Source organism: Marinomonas aquiplantarum (assembly GCF_003314975.1).
GTDB lineage: Bacteria > Pseudomonadota > Gammaproteobacteria > Pseudomonadales > Marinomonadaceae > Marinomonas > Marinomonas aquiplantarum.
The window spans coordinates 1-16,924 of the sequence record NZ_QNRF01000017.1; the positions used below are offsets into that span (position 1 = coordinate 1).

At 42.4% G+C, this 16,924-nt stretch carries 16 protein-coding genes and 5 tRNA genes; 10 read left to right on the forward strand and 11 right to left on the reverse strand.

The features are described from left to right. Positions 1-1,170: 1,170 nt before the first annotated feature. From DFP76_RS17525 to DFP76_RS17545, 5 genes are all read left to right on the forward strand, one after another. Positions 1,171-1,380 (forward strand): cold-shock protein, encoded by a 210-nt coding sequence (locus DFP76_RS17525; protein WP_013795215.1) that lies wholly within the window; start codon positions 1,171-1,173, stop codon positions 1,378-1,380. 145 nt (positions 1,381-1,525) lie between these two features. Further along, complete coding sequence (locus DFP76_RS17530) at positions 1,526-2,071, forward strand: DUF2058 domain-containing protein (RefSeq protein WP_113875856.1); 546 nt, start codon at positions 1,526-1,528, stop codon at positions 2,069-2,071. 258 nt (positions 2,072-2,329) lie between these two features. Next, the gene (locus DFP76_RS17535) at positions 2,330-3,382 is read left to right on the forward strand and encodes a porin (RefSeq protein WP_113875857.1); all 1,053 of its coding nucleotides are present in this window, start codon (positions 2,330-2,332) and stop codon (positions 3,380-3,382) included. 251 nt (positions 3,383-3,633) lie between these two features. Continuing rightward, positions 3,634-4,269, forward strand: a complete 636-nt coding sequence (locus tag DFP76_RS17540) for a cupin domain-containing protein (RefSeq protein ID WP_245931972.1) — start codon at positions 3,634-3,636, stop codon at positions 4,267-4,269. Positions 4,270-4,288: 19 nt separating this feature from the next. Continuing rightward, positions 4,289-4,996, forward strand: coding sequence for a fumarylacetoacetate hydrolase family protein (locus DFP76_RS17545; RefSeq protein ID WP_245931973.1), 708 nt, complete (start codon positions 4,289-4,291; stop codon positions 4,994-4,996). On the opposite strand, the gene DFP76_RS17550 is transcribed toward DFP76_RS17545, so the two are convergent. Together DFP76_RS17550 and DFP76_RS17555 are read right to left on the reverse strand one after the other, a co-directional pair. Next, entirely contained in the window at positions 4,986-5,444 is a 459-nt protein-coding gene (locus DFP76_RS17550; RefSeq protein WP_113875860.1) for a DTW domain-containing protein, read from the reverse strand. The two genes, DFP76_RS17545 and DFP76_RS17550, sit on opposite strands and share 11 nt — an antisense overlap. Positions 5,445-5,559: 115 nt before the next feature. Next, a complete protein-coding gene (locus DFP76_RS17555) occupies positions 5,560-6,771 on the reverse strand; it encodes an ammonium transporter (protein WP_113875861.1) in 1,212 nt (403 codons plus the stop codon). Positions 6,772-7,364: 593 nt separating this feature from the next. On the opposite strand from DFP76_RS17555, the gene DFP76_RS17560 reads away from it, so the two are divergent. Beyond that, a complete protein-coding gene (locus DFP76_RS17560; RefSeq protein WP_063334426.1) occupies positions 7,365-7,577 on the forward strand; it encodes a cold-shock protein in 213 nt (70 codons plus the stop codon). A 106-nt stretch (positions 7,578-7,683) separates the two neighbouring features. Continuing rightward, entirely contained in the window at positions 7,684-8,346 is a 663-nt protein-coding gene (locus DFP76_RS17565) for a glutathione S-transferase (RefSeq protein WP_113875862.1), read from the forward strand. 23 nt (positions 8,347-8,369) lie between these two features. Here the strand turns inward: DFP76_RS17565 and DFP76_RS17570 are convergent, their stop codons facing one another. Continuing rightward, positions 8,370-9,212: an outer membrane protein assembly factor BamD gene (locus DFP76_RS17570; protein ID WP_113875863.1), complete on the reverse strand. Its 843-nt coding sequence runs from the start codon at positions 9,210-9,212 to the stop codon at positions 8,370-8,372. A 160-nt stretch (positions 9,213-9,372) separates the two neighbouring features. Between DFP76_RS17570 and rluD the strand changes: the two genes are divergently transcribed. The 3 genes from rluD (at position 9,373) to clpB (ending at position 13,850) form a co-directional block, all read left to right on the forward strand. Further along, positions 9,373-10,356 (forward strand): 23S rRNA pseudouridine(1911/1915/1917) synthase RluD, encoded by a 984-nt coding sequence (gene rluD, locus DFP76_RS17575; protein WP_113875864.1) that lies wholly within the window; start codon positions 9,373-9,375, stop codon positions 10,354-10,356. 55 nt (positions 10,357-10,411) lie between these two features. After that, entirely contained in the window at positions 10,412-11,155 is a 744-nt protein-coding gene (gene pgeF / locus DFP76_RS17580; RefSeq protein ID WP_113875865.1) for a peptidoglycan editing factor PgeF, read from the forward strand. A 115-nt stretch (positions 11,156-11,270) separates the two neighbouring features. Beyond that, positions 11,271-13,850: an ATP-dependent chaperone ClpB gene (gene clpB, locus DFP76_RS17585; protein WP_113875866.1), complete on the forward strand. Its 2,580-nt coding sequence runs from the start codon at positions 11,271-11,273 to the stop codon at positions 13,848-13,850. A 105-nt stretch (positions 13,851-13,955) separates the two neighbouring features. On the opposite strand, the gene DFP76_RS17590 is transcribed toward clpB, so the two are convergent. The 8 genes from DFP76_RS17590 to pth all read right to left on the reverse strand — a co-directional run bounded on the left by DFP76_RS17590 (position 13,956) and on the right by pth (position 16,919). Then, positions 13,956-14,555, reverse strand: coding sequence for a TIGR04219 family outer membrane beta-barrel protein (locus DFP76_RS17590; protein WP_113875867.1), 600 nt, complete (start codon positions 14,553-14,555; stop codon positions 13,956-13,958). A gap of 114 nt (positions 14,556-14,669) precedes the next feature. Continuing rightward, positions 14,670-14,744, reverse strand: a tRNA-Gln gene (locus tag DFP76_RS17595). Positions 14,745-14,763: 19 nt separating this feature from the next. Continuing rightward, positions 14,764-14,840: transfer RNA gene (locus DFP76_RS17600), tRNA-Met, on the reverse strand. Between the two features lie 13 nt (positions 14,841-14,853). Then, positions 14,854-14,928, reverse strand: a tRNA-Gln gene (locus DFP76_RS17605). Positions 14,929-14,945: 17 nt separating this feature from the next. Further along, positions 14,946-15,022 (reverse strand) — tRNA-Met (locus DFP76_RS17610). Between the two features lie 9 nt (positions 15,023-15,031). Beyond that, a tRNA-Gln gene (locus DFP76_RS17615) sits at positions 15,032-15,106 on the reverse strand. A gap of 111 nt (positions 15,107-15,217) precedes the next feature. Further along, positions 15,218-16,309 (reverse strand): redox-regulated ATPase YchF, encoded by a 1,092-nt coding sequence (ychF, locus tag DFP76_RS17620; protein ID WP_113875868.1) that lies wholly within the window; start codon positions 16,307-16,309, stop codon positions 15,218-15,220. Positions 16,310-16,334: 25 nt separating this feature from the next. Continuing rightward, the gene (pth, locus tag DFP76_RS17625) at positions 16,335-16,919 is read right to left on the reverse strand and encodes an aminoacyl-tRNA hydrolase (protein WP_113875869.1); all 585 of its coding nucleotides are present in this window, start codon (positions 16,917-16,919) and stop codon (positions 16,335-16,337) included. Between the last annotated feature and the right edge of the window lie 5 nt (positions 16,920-16,924).

A 16,924-nucleotide genomic window follows, 5' to 3' on the forward strand; every position in this document is an offset into this window, starting at 1 on the left:
GGAAGACATCCGAAGGATGCCCGTAGGGGATAAAGCGAAGCTTTAGATCTGTGAGGTCGTCTCTAATATCCTCAGTATTCTAAGACCAGCCCCACCCCACACAACACGATCCCAACCAGCGACGCCTTGCGTCACTGCCGTCGTCAGCGGCTTACGCTGCTTGGGATCTGACCCCTGAGATACCATCGCCGATGGTAATAGTAACTTCTTTTGTCTGCAGGAAATGCCATCTTACCATTGCCTTCGCTTGCGCTTGTTTCGCAAGCTCAACGCGTCAGCGCGACGTCAATGCCAAGATGGCATGTATTAGGATATAGTCTCTTGTTCCTTCCCCTTATGTCTTCAAGGGACATACCGTCCCTAGAAGTGTGTCTCGGCGCTTTAATAAGCGCCTCTTTTTCGTTAAATTTATTTTGTTCCGATCAAAACAAACTAAATAACAAAGTAGCGATAGATCAACTTGGTAGAAGTAGAAGAGTTACGATCCCAAACAGCAACGCCTTGCGTCACTGCCTTCGACATAGGCTTACGCTGCTTGGGATCTTACTTATTCAGTCGTTGAATTGGCAAGGGTCAAATTCCTAATCCGTTAATAGTGGAAAGAACCTGATGTGCGGAAAGGTATCTGACCCTCTGAGATACCATTGTCTCAAATTATTGTAACTAAAGGGCCTATATAGGTCGTCATTTCTTTGTCTTCAGTTTTCTAAGTCATCCAGACATAACACGATCTCAACTGTGTCACTGCCATCGACTTGTTTAGCTTTGGCGTGTTTCTTTTAAGTGCATTTTAGTATTGCACGCATTTCTGTTTTTACTTGTATCAAGATTCACTCTTGTGTTGAATTCTTATCTGATCCGTTATTTTGTTGCTATGAGAAAAATAGTGCTCGTTTTTTGATCTAAAGAGTAGAATTAGGGACTTTGCCTCAGAAAAGGGCAGTTGTTTTACAAATAGGTGCAAATTTGTTCAAAACTTGATTGACCCTAGTGTTAAAAGAGGACTACAATCAAGTTCGTTTAAAAGAGTTGGCAATATTTATGTCCAGAGTTGCGAATACTACGTTAAGTATGTTCGATCCTGTTAAGTCATAAGTAATACCGAGTTTTTTTAGCACTATAACGGAAATTTTTCCGTGTAAATTAACTTAACCTACAGGATAAACAGACATGTCTGACGTAGTAACTGGTACAGTAAAATTCTTCAACGAAACTAAAGGTTTCGGTTTCATCACTCAGGATCAAGGTCCTGATGTATTTGTTCATTTCTCTGCTATCAACAGTTCTGGTTTCAAAACTTTGGCTGAAGGCCAAAAAGTTGAATTCCAAGTAGCTCAAGGTAAAAAAGGCCCTGAAGCTCAAAACGTAACACCTTTATAAGGTAGCGTTTTAAGAGATTTGATCTAGTTATAGATTGACAAAAGCGACTCTCGAGTCGCTTTTTTTGTATCTAAATTTTGAGTTCTCAATTAAACCTGAATGATGAATTTGGTGATAGGTATGATTTTTTCTAAAGGAGGTTCTGATGGCCGCTAAATCATTACAAGAGCAGCTTTTAGGTGCTGGTATTGTCGATAAAAAGAAAGCCAAAAAAATTAAGGCTGAGAAATTACAGCAGAAGCAAAAAGTAAAAAACGGTAAAGCCGTTGACGATGAAAAAGATAAGCGTGCAGCTGAGTTGAAGAGGCAAAGAGATGAGAAACTTGAAAAGGATCGTCAATTAAACTTGCAGCGCCAAAAAGACATTGAAAACAAAGCTATTCATGGTCAAATCCGTCAGATGATTCTGCAAAATCGAATTGTCAAAGAGGATGGTGATATTGCTTATCATTTTACCGATAACAAAAAAGTTAAGCAGCTTTATATTAGCCAGAGTATGCATAATGACTTGAGTGGTGGTCGATTGGCAATTGCGAAGCTAGACAGTCAATATGAAATTATTCCGGAGCCTGCCGCAGTGAAGATCAGTGAGCGTGATGACAGCTATATTCTGGTTTGTAATAACAGAGTTGAAACTCTTGATGACGATCCTTATGCAGATTTCCAAATTCCTGATGATTTAATGTGGTAATTCGTACCAAGGTTTTGCTTTAGTAAAGCCTTGGTTGTCTATTTTTAGTTGTTTATGAGCTAATTTCATTAAGATTTTACACTTATCTTTCAATTCCTCTTTTTTTTGTTTAGCCCTCACTCCTTATTATCTCCATATTCTCTTTCTTTAAGTTTTGTAAACTACTGATTTTAATGTCTTTTTAAGATATTCATTTTTTTGCCTCCTTCCTTTTTTAGTAACAGATGTTATGAAGTGTGCATAGTTAATGGATTGCTTATGCAATTAGTGTGTGTGGTATTGTTAATTTCTGCAGAATCTTTAGATTGTTTTGTTGTTGCTTGCACGTATCAAGCGCCTACAAGAAACTATGTACACATTAAAGGGAAAACGAGAATGAAAAAATCGATTATTGCTATTGCTGTATCTAGTGCAGCCCTTGCGTCTGTATCCGTTCATGCAGCTGAAGGTTCAACCGTTGATGTTTACGGTAACATCCAGTACGCATTGACAGACACTGATTCCGGATCAGAGTTCGCTGACAACGGTTCTACATTTGGTTTCAAAGGCGAAACGCTAATTAATGATGATTTAACGGCTTTCTTCAAATATGAGCTTGAAGCCGATGCAGATGAAAAAAGTGGTGATGTTAGTGTTGGTCTTGATCAGGCCTTTGTTGGCTTGAAAGGTGGATTTGGTAAAGTGCAAGTGGGTACGTTTGACAGTATCTACAACAACGCTATCCAAGATTCTGTAGATCAGTTCGAGCAACTAGGGTTTACCAATGCCACAACAACAGCAGAAGGTGACACTCTTGCTTTCTTCTCTCCATCAATGAATGGTTTTGAAGTTCAGCTTTCTACACAAGTGACAGGTGATGGAGAAACAATTCCGACTGCAACAGGTGATGATCTTCAGACTGAAGATGGTTCAAGTGTAACTGGTGTTGTTAAATACTCTACTGGCGCCCTGACCGTTGCTCTAGGTTACGACCAAAACGGAAATTATACTGATGTTGAAGAAACAGTTGGTTTGTCTGCTGGTTATGAACTTCAATCTAATCTGAATGTCACTGCTAAATTTGAAACGACTTCTGATGTTCAAGATGTAATCGGTCTTGCTGCTCGTTACGGTTATGGCGCGGGTGATTTGTATGCGTCTGTACAGTCTGTTTCTCCAGATGCAGGTGATGATTACAACGAATACGGTGCTGGTGTGACATACAGCCTTGCGTCTAACGTATACGTTTACGGTGAAGTGGGTAGCTTTGAAAACGCTAACAACAGCGATACAGACACTCAAACAGCCGTTGGTGTTTACTACGGTTTCTAAAATCAGTTAGTTGATTTTATTTACTCTAAGGTTTCAACTCATTTACGAGTTGGAACCTTATGTTAAGTATGATCATTCAAGGTTCCATATTTCTTCTCTTGTAGGCGGATTGTTGGAACATTTTTGGCACCAAGTGGCAACATTTGGTGCCTTTTTTTATTTCTAATAAGTTGATTCTTTTACGGATTTACTTGATTACAATTTAAGCTAACCGTTAAACTGAGTGTATTTTGTTCAGTTGGTTGTTGCTTATGCTCAATATGGATTTTGCTCAAACTGTCGTTATAGATACGAATCAAGAAGAGTGGATTGGTAGCCCTATGACAGGTGTGTTTAGGAAGCCTCTGGCGCGGGAAGAGGCGGAAAGAGGTCACGCGACTAGCATAGTGCAATATCAACCAAAATCGGTTTTTCGCCCTCACCCTCACCCTCTAGGAGAAGAGATTCTGGTATTGAGCGGTGTGTTTTCGGATGAATCTGGTGATTTTAAGGCTGGCTCTTATTTTCGTAACCCCCCGGGGACCAGTCATGCTCCTCATAGTGATGAGGGATGTTTACTGTTTGTAAAATTGCATCAATTTCATCCATCTGATTTAAATCAGGTTTCCTTAGATGCTTCTAGTATTTGGTATCAACAAGACTCATCAATATTGCCTTTGTATCAATATGGTGAGGAAAGGGTGTATCTAATCCGAATGTCAGGTGAAAATACATTAGCCACATTGGCTTTGTCTAAAGCGGTTGAGGTTTTTGTGATCTCTGGACAAGCGAGCTATGGAGAACACACACTGTCTACAGGTGTTTGGTTTCGAGAGCCTAGCTTTTCGCCCATGGATTGGCGAGTTGATGGTGAGTGCTTTATTTGGCTTAAAACAGGTCATTTTTAATAACAATAAGGTGTGTAATGTGAAGTATATAGTGCCTGTACAGCAACAAACTAGTTTGCCTATTGAAGGTGATGAGCGTTTTTTTCCAGTGGGCCGAGTGTTTTGTATTGGCCGAAATTATGCTGCTCACTCAAGAGAAATGGGGGATGATCCTGATCGCGATCCGCCTTTCTTTTTTAAAAAAGACGCTACTTGCGTTACGCCAGTCGCTTTTTCTGAGAAGTCTTCGATTCGCTATCCGTTAGCTACGTCTCAACTGGAGTATGAAGTGGAGCTTGTGGTAGCGCTTGCGAAAGGGGGGAGTCAGTTGTCTATTGACGAGGCAGAAGACGCCATCTTAGGCTATGCCCTGGGTTTAGACATGACACGCCGAGACCTTCAGGCTCAAGCTAAAAAGAAAGGGCGACCTTGGGAAGTTGGGAAGTCGTTTGATGAGTCTGCCCCCATCAGCCCTATCGTCTTAAAAAGTGCAGAATTAAATGCCAAGGTGCGTAAGGCGGAGATCGGACTAAAAGTAAATGGTGATGTTAAGCAGTTAAGTTCTGTTGATCACTTAACTTGGTCCATTGAAGAGGTTATTTGCAAGTTATCAGAGGTGTATGAATTACGTCCTGGAGACTTAATCATGACTGGAACGCCTGAGAATGTAGGCCCGGTGATAAAAGGAGACGAAATGTTTGCCTGGATTGAAGGGTTAGGTGACATCAGGGTTCGAGTTACTGGTTAAAATCATCATACGCTTTTTGTAGTTTTGTTGCGGCTGGGTGTTGATGCACTGTTAGTAGATGAATCGCCACTTCGGCCGTACATAATCCTGTCTGTTTTTGGTTACGACGTTTAGTGTATGTTGATTGAATGTCACGAATTTCATGATGAGTGAAGTCATGTAGATAAGGGGAGCGGTTGTATATTTTTCGAGCTTGCTGCCATGTTCCATCAATGATAATGAGGTGCTTGATAGGTCGGTTAATCATTGGTTGAGTTTGTTCTTGGGCTTGATTGGATGGGTAGACTAATAAAGTGTTTTGTTTATCGAGTGCTAAGATTTCAGGGTGTGGTTCAACTCTTGACCATTCTATGGTTTCACAATCTTGTTGCAGGGCTTGCTTAACTAATTTTCCGGTACCGGTACTTTTCTTCAGCTCTTCTGAGTGGGTTATGAGCCACAGTTTCATACAATTTACTCACAAAAAAAGCCTAGTATAGCGAGCTTTGTAGGAGAGAGAAGTAAAAAGCCAATTAATTGACTTCTTACTTCTTACTTCTTGGTTTGTTGTTTAGTATTGCGAATTATTCTTTGCCAATTGATCCTATCTTATGAATCGCAAGATCTGCTCCGTTAAATTCATCTTCCTCTGACAAACGTAAGCCGCTGATGGATTTTATGACCCCATAAACGATCAATCCACTGATCAAGGCTACTGCCGCACCAAGAAGGCTACCAACGACTTGTGCATAAAAGCTAACACCACCTAACCCGCCAAATTGTTCAAGACCAAAAATACCAGCAGCGATGCCACCCCAAAGTCCACATACGCCATGTAAAGGCCAAACTCCTAAAACATCATCTGTGTGTTTGAGTTTCTGTTGAATAAAAGTGAAAAGGAAGGTGAAAATAGCGCCAGCGACCACGCCCGTTGCCAATGCTCCGATAGGATGCATGATGTCAGAGCCAGCACAAATTGCCACAAGGCCTGCCAAAGGGCCGTTATGTATAAAACCAGGGTCATTTTTGCCAAAAATCATCGCCGCTAATGTGCCGCCGACCATTGCCATCAATGAGTTAACGGCTACTAAGCCACTGATGCCATCCAGAGTTTGTGCGGACATAACATTAAAGCCAAACCAGCCTATACATAAAATCCAAGCTCCTAAAGCAAGGAAAGGGATATTAGAAGGTGCGAAGGCGACCAATTTCCCTTGTTTAAAGCGTCCATTACGTGTGCCAAGCAAGATAATAGCCGCTAGAGCTACCCAGCCACCAAAGGCATGGACAACGACAGATCCTGCAAAGTCATGGAAAGGCGCACCAAATGATCGCTCCAGCCAAGTCTGAAAGCCATAGTTACCGTTCCAGATTAAGCCTTCAAAAAATGGATAGGCCACACCAACAATGATGGCTGCTGAAATTAACATGGGGTAAAACTTGGCGCGTTCAGCGACTCCCCCAGAGATAATAGCCGGAATAGCGGCAGCGAAAGTCATTAAAAAGAAGAATTTGACCAGTGCATATCCATTGTTCTCAGCTAGGACGCTAGCGCTGTCAAAGAAGCTTACTCCGTAAGCAATTTGATAACCAATTAAGAAATAGACTAGTGCCGATATGGCAAAGTCGGTCATGATTTTTACGAGAGCGTTGACTTGGTTTTTATGGCGAACAGTACCAACTTCTAAGAAAGCGAAGCCTGCATGCATAGCAAACACCATAATGGCGCCGAGAAGTATGAAAAGTGTATTTGAGCTGGAAATCAGAGTTTCCACTGCACTATTTAAGGGGGTCACAAGTGTCTCCTGTGTATTATTTTGCCCCAAAATGGGGTTTCGTTATTGTTGTTTTGCATTATCTTGAGGCTTTTAAGGCCAAAACAATTACAAATACTTTGTTCAGGGTCATCTTATGCAATACTTGTTCCATTCATGCCTCTATTTGGTGCTTTATTTTGTCTTTGCCCTAATATGGGTTGGCTGTTTGGGGCTTTAGGATGCTAAGGAAGGTGCGAATAGGTCTACTAAGACTCGCAGGGCAAGGTCTAAAAGCCTTTATTTTTTGTTGAGTACTTCGAATAGGCCAACGATTCACATTCACATTCGCCACTCGTCTCGAACAACAGGCTTATACCCACATGCTGAGGCAAGAGGACTTGTTCGCACCTTCACTAGGCTCATTGAAGTGAGTTGTAAAGTCAGTTTACTTTTTTTAACAATACTTATATTCGAATGGCTTTCTATTTTTTTTGTAACATCATATTATCTGTTGATTGTTAATTTTATTAAGGTACATATTATCTTATGTAAACTTAACATTAAGTTGTTTCTTAAAATTATGGAACAATCGATTTTATTTAATGGATATTATTTATAATAACGAGGTTATTATGTCTGATCAGTTAGTTTCTGGTGTTGTTAAATGGTTTAACGACGAGAAGGGTTTTGGTTTTATTGAGCGTGAAGGTGGTGCTGATGTGTTTGTTCATTTCAGAGCTATCAATGGTACAGGCCGTAAAACTTTGCTTGAAGGACAACAAGTAACTTTTGAGGTAACTCAAGGTCAAAAAGGCCCTCAAGCAGAAAACGTTACGATTGTATAATTGACATAATTTGTCATTATAAAACACGAAACCATGTTGCCTAAGTCATTCTAATTGAATGCTTTAGGCAACATGGTTTTTTTTTGATTCATTGGTGTATTGTTCCATGCCTATTTTGTATTCCTTTAGACGTTGCCCTTATGCTATTAGAGCTCGCTATGTATTAGCTTTTTTGGGGTGTGAGGTGGTTCTTCGAGAGGTTGATTTGAAGTCGAAGCCTTCTGCTTTATTGGCGTTAGGAGGCAGAACCACTGTGCCTCAAATGCTTGATGATAAGGGAAATCGTTATCCTGAAAGTCTGGATGTTATGTTTTGGGCTATAAAGCAGACAATTCGAAAAGAGCAGGCAGAACGGCTTTGGCCTAACTCTGCTGTGCGACAGAAAAAAATAAACACTTGGATTGCTTGTAACGATAACCGGTTTAAGTATTGGTTGGATCGATACAAATATGCCGATCGCTACCCCGAGAAAACGGAGTTGGAATATCGACAGAATGCAGAAGTGTTTATTAAACGTTTGAACAAACGGTTAGGGAAATGTCGGTATTTATTAGGTGATGATATGAGTTTGGCTGATATCGCTATTTTTCCTTTTATTAGGCAATTTTCTAATGTTGATAAAAGCTGGTTTGAAATATCTGAATACGATAATTTAAAATTATGGCTTGACTCATTTATAAAAGAAGATTTTTTTACGGATATCATTATGAAAAAATTACCTGCTTGGCAAAATGGTCAAGAGGATGTCTTGTTCCCATTTTGCCAATAGGGCAAATTTTTTAAATATGTTTTTTAATCAATTAAGCCAAATGAAACCCAGTACCAAAAACCAGGGTCGGCATCATTTGGTAGTTTAAACCGAATAAAGTTACCTTGATTATCTATATATTTAGAAGTAGGAAAGTTTGCTTTCAATATATCAAGGTTTAGTTTTGCTAACTTTTCCTGTGACAGGTCTTGATAGGCTTGAATAGTAACGGCTAAAGCTTCTTCTACAGAGTTGGTGCTTGGATAGTGCTGTAATACTTCTTGGCCGCGACGTAAGGCTGAAATGGGTGCCTTTCGCTTCATATAGTAGTGCGCTACTTGCAATTCGTGACGGGCAACCATTTCTCTTAAAAAGTACATTCTGGCTTTTGCATCAGGTGCATATTGACTTTTTGGGTAACGTGCAGAGAAATCCGCTAGCTCATTAAAGGCTTTGGTGAGCTCTTTTGAGTCTCGCTCGCTGGGATCCATGCCTAAATAACGAGAAAGTAAACTCTCAGCGCCTTTGTACGTGGCTAAGGCTCTCATATAGTAGGCATAATCAATGGAATCATTATCTGGATGGTTTTTGATAAATCGTTCAGCTGTAGCGTGAGCAGCAATAAAGTCCCCTGCTTCGATTTGAGCATAGATTAAGTCGAGTTCTGCACGCGTGCTAAATTTGCCAAAAGGGTAGCGTGAATCCAAATCTTTTAAATGTTTAATGGCGGTAGAAGGTAGATTTTCAGACAAAGCTTGCTGTGCTTTATCATAATAAACACGCTCTGGTAGATCTGGTTCTTGTACTTTTTGGCTAGAACAGGCAACGGTCAATAAAGAAAAACCGACTATTCCTGTGAATCGGAGTAATGAGTGGTAAAATCCCATGTATAATCAAAACCTTGATGTAGTTGATTGGCCTTGTTTGGCGTTCGTAGCGTTATATTGCGAATCCTAACTCGGTGCAAGTTGCTACACATTTTTATTCACTTTCAGACATCATATTTACATTGGGATGGACTGAAAACAATTAGTTAAAGTGTATTGTATGGCAGAGCGCATAGTAAAAGAAGCCCAAGTTCCGTTTGATTTGGGAGGAAGTCGATTTGATCAGATTGCCACAGATTTATTTAGTGACTATTCTCGTTCTCGTATTCAGGCTTGGATAAAAGAAGGGGTCATCTTAGTAGATGGTCAACCTACAAAAGCAAAAGAGAAGCTTTTTGGTGGTGAAACTATCAGTTTGAATGTTGAGATTGAAGCACAAGAAGAACATCAAGCACAGGAAATGGATCTTGATATCGTTTATGAAGATGAAGATATTATGATCATCAATAAGCCTGCTGGTTTGGTGGTTCATCCCGCGGTCGGTAACCGCGATGGCACTTTAATGAATGCGATACTTCATCATGCGCCAGAAACGGCGCACGTCCCAAGAGCTGGGATAGTTCATCGTCTTGATAAAGAGACAACAGGCTTAATGGTTGTGGCTAAAACGCTTGTAGCACAAACGGATTTGGTTGCTCAGCTGCAGGAACGCAGCATGGGGCGAGAATATGAGGCCATTAGTATTGGTGTCATGACTGGTGGCGGGATTGTGGATGAGCCGATTGGGCGCCATCCTCATAACCGTCAAAAACAAGCTGTTGAACCCATTAATGGCAAAGACGCTGTAACGCACTATCGTTTAGTGAATCGCTATAAAAATCACACCCATATTCGTTTGAAGTTGGAGACGGGGCGCACGCACCAGATTCGTGTGCACATGGCTCACATCCAATATCCTTTGGTGGGTGACCCGCAATACGGTGGTCGTTTAAAAATGCCCAAGGCTTGCTCGCCTGAATTGCAAGAAGCCCTAAGAGACTTTCGTCGTCAGGCGTTGCATGCGAAAAAGCTAGAATTGGCCCATCCTACTACTGGTGAATGGATGGAATGGGAAATTGATCTACCGGATGATATGCAGCATCTGCTGGACGCGCTAAAGCGGGACATGCAGGAATCCGGCAGTGAGGACTCGGAATACTATTAAATTTAAATAAAGCAGCTAAGGCTGCTTTTTTATTATGACATGAAAGGAGTTTTTTATGTCAGGAGCGTCTTATATTACACCAAATTGGCCGGCGCCATCTTCTATTAAAGGTTTTGTGTCTACTCGAGAGGGAGGCATTAGTCAGTCACCATTTGCGACTTTAAATTTAGGGGCACATGTTGGTGATGAGCCGCAAGCTGTGGAGACCAATCGAGAGACATTTGCTCAGAAAATCAATATGCCTGGCAGTGTTGTTTGGCTGAATCAGGTTCATGGAACTGAAGTGGTGACCTTGCCAACGAAAGAGCAAATTGATTCGGCAGATGCGGCGTATTCTAAGTCAATAGGGCAAGTGTGTGCGGTATTAACAGCAGACTGTCTTCCTGTCTTTTTTTGTGATTTGGCAGGTCAGCAGGTGGCGGTAGCACATGCTGGCTGGCGCGGTTTGTGTGCTGGTGTTTTAGAGACCACGCTGGCTAAGTTTACTGATCCTAAGCAGGTTATGGCGTGGTTAGGACCTGCTATTGGGCCGAATGCTTTTGAAGTGGGGCAAGAGGTATATGAAGCTTTTTGTGAACAGGAGGCAAATGCGCATGTGGCGTTTAAGCCGACTTCAGAAGGAAAGTGGTTAGCGGATTTGTATACCTTGGCGCGACAACGCCTAGAAATGGTTGGGGTTGAGCGAGTATACGGTGGCGATTATTGTACCTATACCGAGGAAGAGCGGTTTTTTTCGTACCGGCGTGATGGGCAGACCGGAAGAATGGCTTCCGTTGTTTGGATCGAGGCGGAAAAGTGACATTTTATTGATGGGTGTCAAAAAAATGACACCTCTGTCTTGAAAAGTGTTTTTTGATAACCATTAAGTCCTTAAATGAACTATTTGACCTTATTTATTTAAAGGATGTCAGATTATGCGTATTGACCGATTAACAAGTAAATTACAGTTGGCTCTTTCTGACGCTCAGTCCGTAGCGCTCGGACAAGATCATTCTTATATTGAGCCTTTGCATTTAATGATCGCTCTGATTGATCAGCAAGGTGGTGGCGTTCGTCCAATCCTTCAGCAGGCGGGTATCCCTGTCGCTAAGTTCCGTGATGGTTTAAATGAATTACTGAGTCGCCTACCAAAGGTTCAGGATCATGATGGCAATGTACAAATGTCCCCAGAATTGGGACGTTTATTAAACCTAGCAGACAAAGAAGCGCAGAAGCGTAAAGATCAATATATTTCTTCAGAGCTTGTTTTGCTGGCAATGTTTGATGGTAAAGATGATTTAGCGAAAAGCCTCAAAGATACTGGCGTTACCAAAGCCGACATTATTAGTGTGGTAGACAGCATTCGCGGCGGTGATTCGATAAATGATCCTGATGCTGAGGAAAGTCGTCAGGCCCTAGACAAGTATACGGTTGATTTGACAGCAAGGGCGGCTGAAGGTCGTTTGGATCCAGTCATAGGTCGCGATGATGAAATTCGTCGTACGATACAGGTCTTGCAGCGTCGTCGTAAGAATAATCCGGTATTAATTGGTGAGCCGGGTGTAGGTAAAACTGCCATTGTAGAAGGTCTGGCTCAGCGTATCATTAATGGTGAAGTGCCAGAAGGACTAAAGAAAAAGCGTGTCTTGTCTCTAGACATGGGGGCGTTAATTGCCGGAGCTAAATATCGAGGCGAGTTTGAGGAAAGACTAAAAGCATTGTTGAATGAGCTGTCTAAACAAGAAGGGCAGGTAATCTTATTCATTGATGAGATTCATACCATGGTTGGTGCGGGTAAATCCGAAGGTTCAATGGATGCCGGTAATATGCTGAAGCCAGCATTGGCAAGAGGTGAGCTTCATTGTGTTGGTGCGACGACATTGGATGAATATCGTCAATACATTGAGAAAGATGCAGCACTTGAAAGACGCTTTCAAAAAGTGCTGGTGGATGAGCCAAGTGTGCTGGATTCCATCGCCATTTTACGTGGTTTAAAAGAGCGATACGAAGTACATCATGGCGTTGATATCACTGATTCCGCCATTATCGCATCGGCGAAATTATCTCAGCGTTATATTACGGATAGACAGCTTCCGGATAAAGCCATTGATTTGATCGATGAAGCCGCCAGTCGTATTCGTATGGAAATGGACTCTAAGCCAGAAGACATGGATCGATTGGAGCGTCGACTTATTCAATTAAAAATTGAAAAAGAAGCGCTTAAAAAAGAGAAAGATAAGGCTTCTAAACTGCGTTTGGATGAATTAGGCAGTGAAATAGATCGTTTACAGAAAGCGTTTTCTGACTTGGAAGAGATTTGGAACGCAGAGAAAGCAGCTGTGCATGGCGCGCAAAAGCTGAAAGAAGAGTTGGAAGGCGTCAGACATGAAATGGAAGAGGCTCGTCGTAATGGCAATTTGGCGAAAATGTCGGAGTTGCAATACGGTGTGATTCCAATGCTGGAAGCGGAAATTGAAAAAGCGGGTCAAGAGGAAGAGAACACCGAAACTCGCCTATTGAAGCGACATGTGTCAGAAGAGGAAATCGCCACGGTGGTTTCTCGCTGGACAGGGATTCCAGTAGATAAAATGTTGGAAGGTGAGCGTGATAAACTGTTGCGTATGGAAGAGGCATTGCATGAGTCGGTTATGGGGCAAAATGAAGCGGTTTCAGCTGTCTCTAATGCTGTGAGACGATCTCGTTCTGGTTTAGCTGACCCTAACAAGCCAAATGGCTCTTTCCTCTTTTTGGGGCCGACAGGTGTTGGTAAAACCGAGTTATGTAAATCCTTAGCCAAGTTCTTGTTTGATACTGAGCAAGCGATGGTGCGAGTAGACATGTCAGAGTTCATGGAAAAACATTCTGTTGCGCGCTTGATTGGTGCGCCACCAGGGTATGTTGGCTATGAAGAGGGCGGTTACCTAACCGAAGCCGTTAGACGTCGACCATACTCTGTGTTGTTGCTTGATGAGGTCGAAAAGGCGCATCCAGATGTGTTTAATATCTTATTGCAAGTATTAGACGATGGGCGTCTGACAGATGGACAGGGTCGTACCGTGGACTTTAGAAATACGGTGATCGTCATGACGTCGAACTTGGGGTCGGATCTGATTCAAGAATATCAGTCTGATGATCAATATGATGAGATTAAAGCTAAGGTGATGTCAGTGGTCGGAACGCACTTCCGTCCCGAGTTTATTAACCGGATTGATGAAACGGTTGTTTTCCACCCATTAATGCGTTCGCAGATTAAAGGGATCGCTGCTATCCAGTTAGCTCACCTTAACGACAGGTTGACTGAGATGGGTATGAGCTTAACTCTTACTGAAGAGGCTCAGGAGCGTCTGGCAGAGGTCGGTTATGATCCAGTATATGGAGCGCGACCATTGAAGCGTGCCATTCAGCAGTGGATTGAAAACCCATTGGCAAATGAGCTGTTATCTGGCCAGTTTGTTACGGGAGATCAGATCTTAGCGGATGTAGAGGGGAGTAATATCGTCTTTACTAAGGGCTAATTTTTCGTTGGCTTAAAAAAATCCCCAGTATCTTTGATGCTGGGGATTTTTTTAAGCCAACGTCATGAACCTTAACAGTGACTTAGTTTAAAGTCGCTTTCAGGATTAGAAGTCGAGGAATGCGCCAATGAAGACACCTGTAAACTTGATGTCAAAAGCAGAACCATCAATATCATCAATGTCTTCTTCAACTTTACGGTAACCCGCTTCTAGGCCACCAAAGTATAGAGCTTGATATTTGATTTTAAATGTTGTGTCCGTGATATCAGCATCGCTACCACCGCCAGTTTTGTATTCAGCGCCGACAGATAGGTTGGTGCCTGGGAAAGTAACGTAAGCCGATGCATAACCTAGAGGGTATGAATCACTTACATCTGTTGAGCCGATAGAGCCATCAATGCTGCGCAGTGTGATACCTGCGTCTAGGTCCAGCCAAAGTAGGCCATCTAGAAACTCGTAATAAAGCGTGTAGTCATTGTAAGACGTGTCTACTGTAGTGCTACCCACTTTGCCTTCAAGGCTTTGGCTTTGCAGACGAACGTTAGGGATAACTGGAATTGGGTGTTCAACAGCCACACCAAAGTATGAGTTGAAGTCTTCACCGTCGTTTGTCACGTAAGAGCCAGCCTCAGCCGTCAGTCCTAAAACATCAGCTTGTGCAGCGCTTGCTAGCAAAGCGGTGGAAAGTAAAAGTGCAGATTTCATAATCAGTATCCATATCTCGTTAGACGGTTAAAGCTAATTATAAATTTTAGTGGGGTAAAATCCAGTAAAAAAATTGCATGCTTTGTATAGGGAGGGGGATTCGAGTAAGAAATATGGCTGGGGTAGCTGGATTCGAACCAACGCATGACGGGATCAAAACCCGTTGCCTTACCGCTTGGCTATACCCCATTAGATTGTGTATCTTTCGTGGTGGCTATGACTAGATTCGAACTAGTGACCCCATCATTATGAGTGATGTGCTCTAACCAACTGAGCTACATAGCCTTTGAAATAAGAGTGGCTGGGGTAGCTGGATTCGAACCAACGCATGACGGGATCAAAACCCGTTGCCTTACCGCTTGGCTATACCCCAATACTCTATTTAAAAGTTGGTGGCTATGACTAGATTCGAACTAGTGACCCCATCATTATGAGTGATGTGCTCTAACCAACTGAGCTACATAGCCGTTTGTCTGTGGCTGGGGTGGCAGGATTCGAACCTACGCATGACGGGATCAAAACCCGTTGCCTTACCGCTTGGCTACACCCCAACAGACAACACAAAAACAAATCCTCTAAGAAGATACTCTGTCTCTGTGGCGCGATATTATTCATATAACCCATTCATGGGTCAAGTGTTTTCTTTAATGTTTTCCAATTAATCAAACATTAAAACGGAAATGCATCACGTCGCCATCTTTTACGATGTAATCTTTACCTTCTAGGCGCCACTTGCCGGCTTCTTTTGCTCCGCTCTCACCCTTATATTGAATGAAATCATCATAGCTAACCACTTCAGCACGGATGAAGCCTTTCTCAAAGTCCGTATGGATCACACCAGCGGCTTGAGGTCCTGTTGCACCTTGCTTTACTGTCCAAGCTCGAACTTCCTTTACACCCGCTGTGAAGTAGGTCTGTAGGCCTAATAGTTCATAGCCTGCGCGGATGACTCGGTCAAGGCCGGGTTCTTCCATGCCCATTTCGTCTAGGAAGTCTTGCATCTCTTCGGCATCAAGCTCAGAGATTTCAGCTTCTAACTGGTTACAAATTGGTACTACCATAGCGCCTTCGGCAGCGGCAATTTCTTTGACCACGTCAAGGTGTGGATTGTTTTCAAAGCCATCTTCAGACACATTGGCAATGTACATAGTTGGCTTGGTGGTCAGTAAGTGAAGTTGTTTAATTTCTTTCGCCTGATCATCACTCAGTTCCATAACGCGAACTGGTTTGCCATCTTCCAAGTGCTGTTTAACAGATTCTAAAAAGGCTTTATGTGCAATGGCATCTTTGTTACCGCTTTTGGCATTTTTGGCCGTGCGGACGATTTGCTTTTCAATGGATTCAAGGTCCGCGAAAATCAATTCTAGGTTGATGACTTCAATATCGGCTTTTGGGTTTACTTGATTCGATACGTGAATAACGTTGTCGTCTTCAAAGCAGCGAACAACGTGCGCGATTGCATCCGTTTCACGAATGTTTGCAAGAAACTTGTTGCCTAGGCCTTCCCCTTTGGAGGCGCCTTCTACTAGACCTGCAATGTCTACAAATTCCATTGTTGTCGCCAGAACTTTTTCCGGTTTAACAATGTCGGCTAATGCGTCGAGTCGTGGGTCTGGCATGGCGACCACACCAGCATTGGGTTCAATGGTGCAGAACGGGAAGTTTTCAGCGCCAATGCCCGCTTTGGTTAATGCATTAAATAGAGTGGATTTACCAACGTTAGGTAGACCTACGATGCCGCAGTTAAAGCCCATAATGAAATTCCTAATATATGTGTGTTTATGCTTTGAAGCTATGTAGTTGGTTCATTACGGCATTTAAATTGCCTGAAACAATGTCATTTACATAGCGCAATGATTCGTCAATGGTTTGTTCTATTTTAGCGTATTCTACCGGTGCGGCTTTTTTAAGTACGTAATTCGCTACTTGACTGGCATGGCCAGGGTGGCCGATACCAATTCGTAAACGCCCAAACTCTCGGTTATTGCCCAGTTTTGCAATGATGTCTTTTAAACCATTATGGCCACCATGACCACCACCTTTTTTTAGCTTCACTGAGCCGGGTGGAATGTCCAGTTCGTCATGAATGACTAAGACTTCTTCAGGAGGGATTTTATAAAATTGACAGACAGCTTGAACCGCTTTGCCACTTAAATTCATATAGGTGGTGGGAATCAATAAATAACATTCTTCACCAGCTATAGAAACTTTTCCGAATTGACCAAAAAATTTCTTTTCTAAACGAAGAAGACACTGGCTCTGACGAGCCAGTGTCTCAATCCATTGAGCGCCAGCATTATGGCGAGTGTTCTCGTATTCGCTGCCTGGATTTCCCAAGCCGACTAATAATTTGAAACCTGCCACAATAC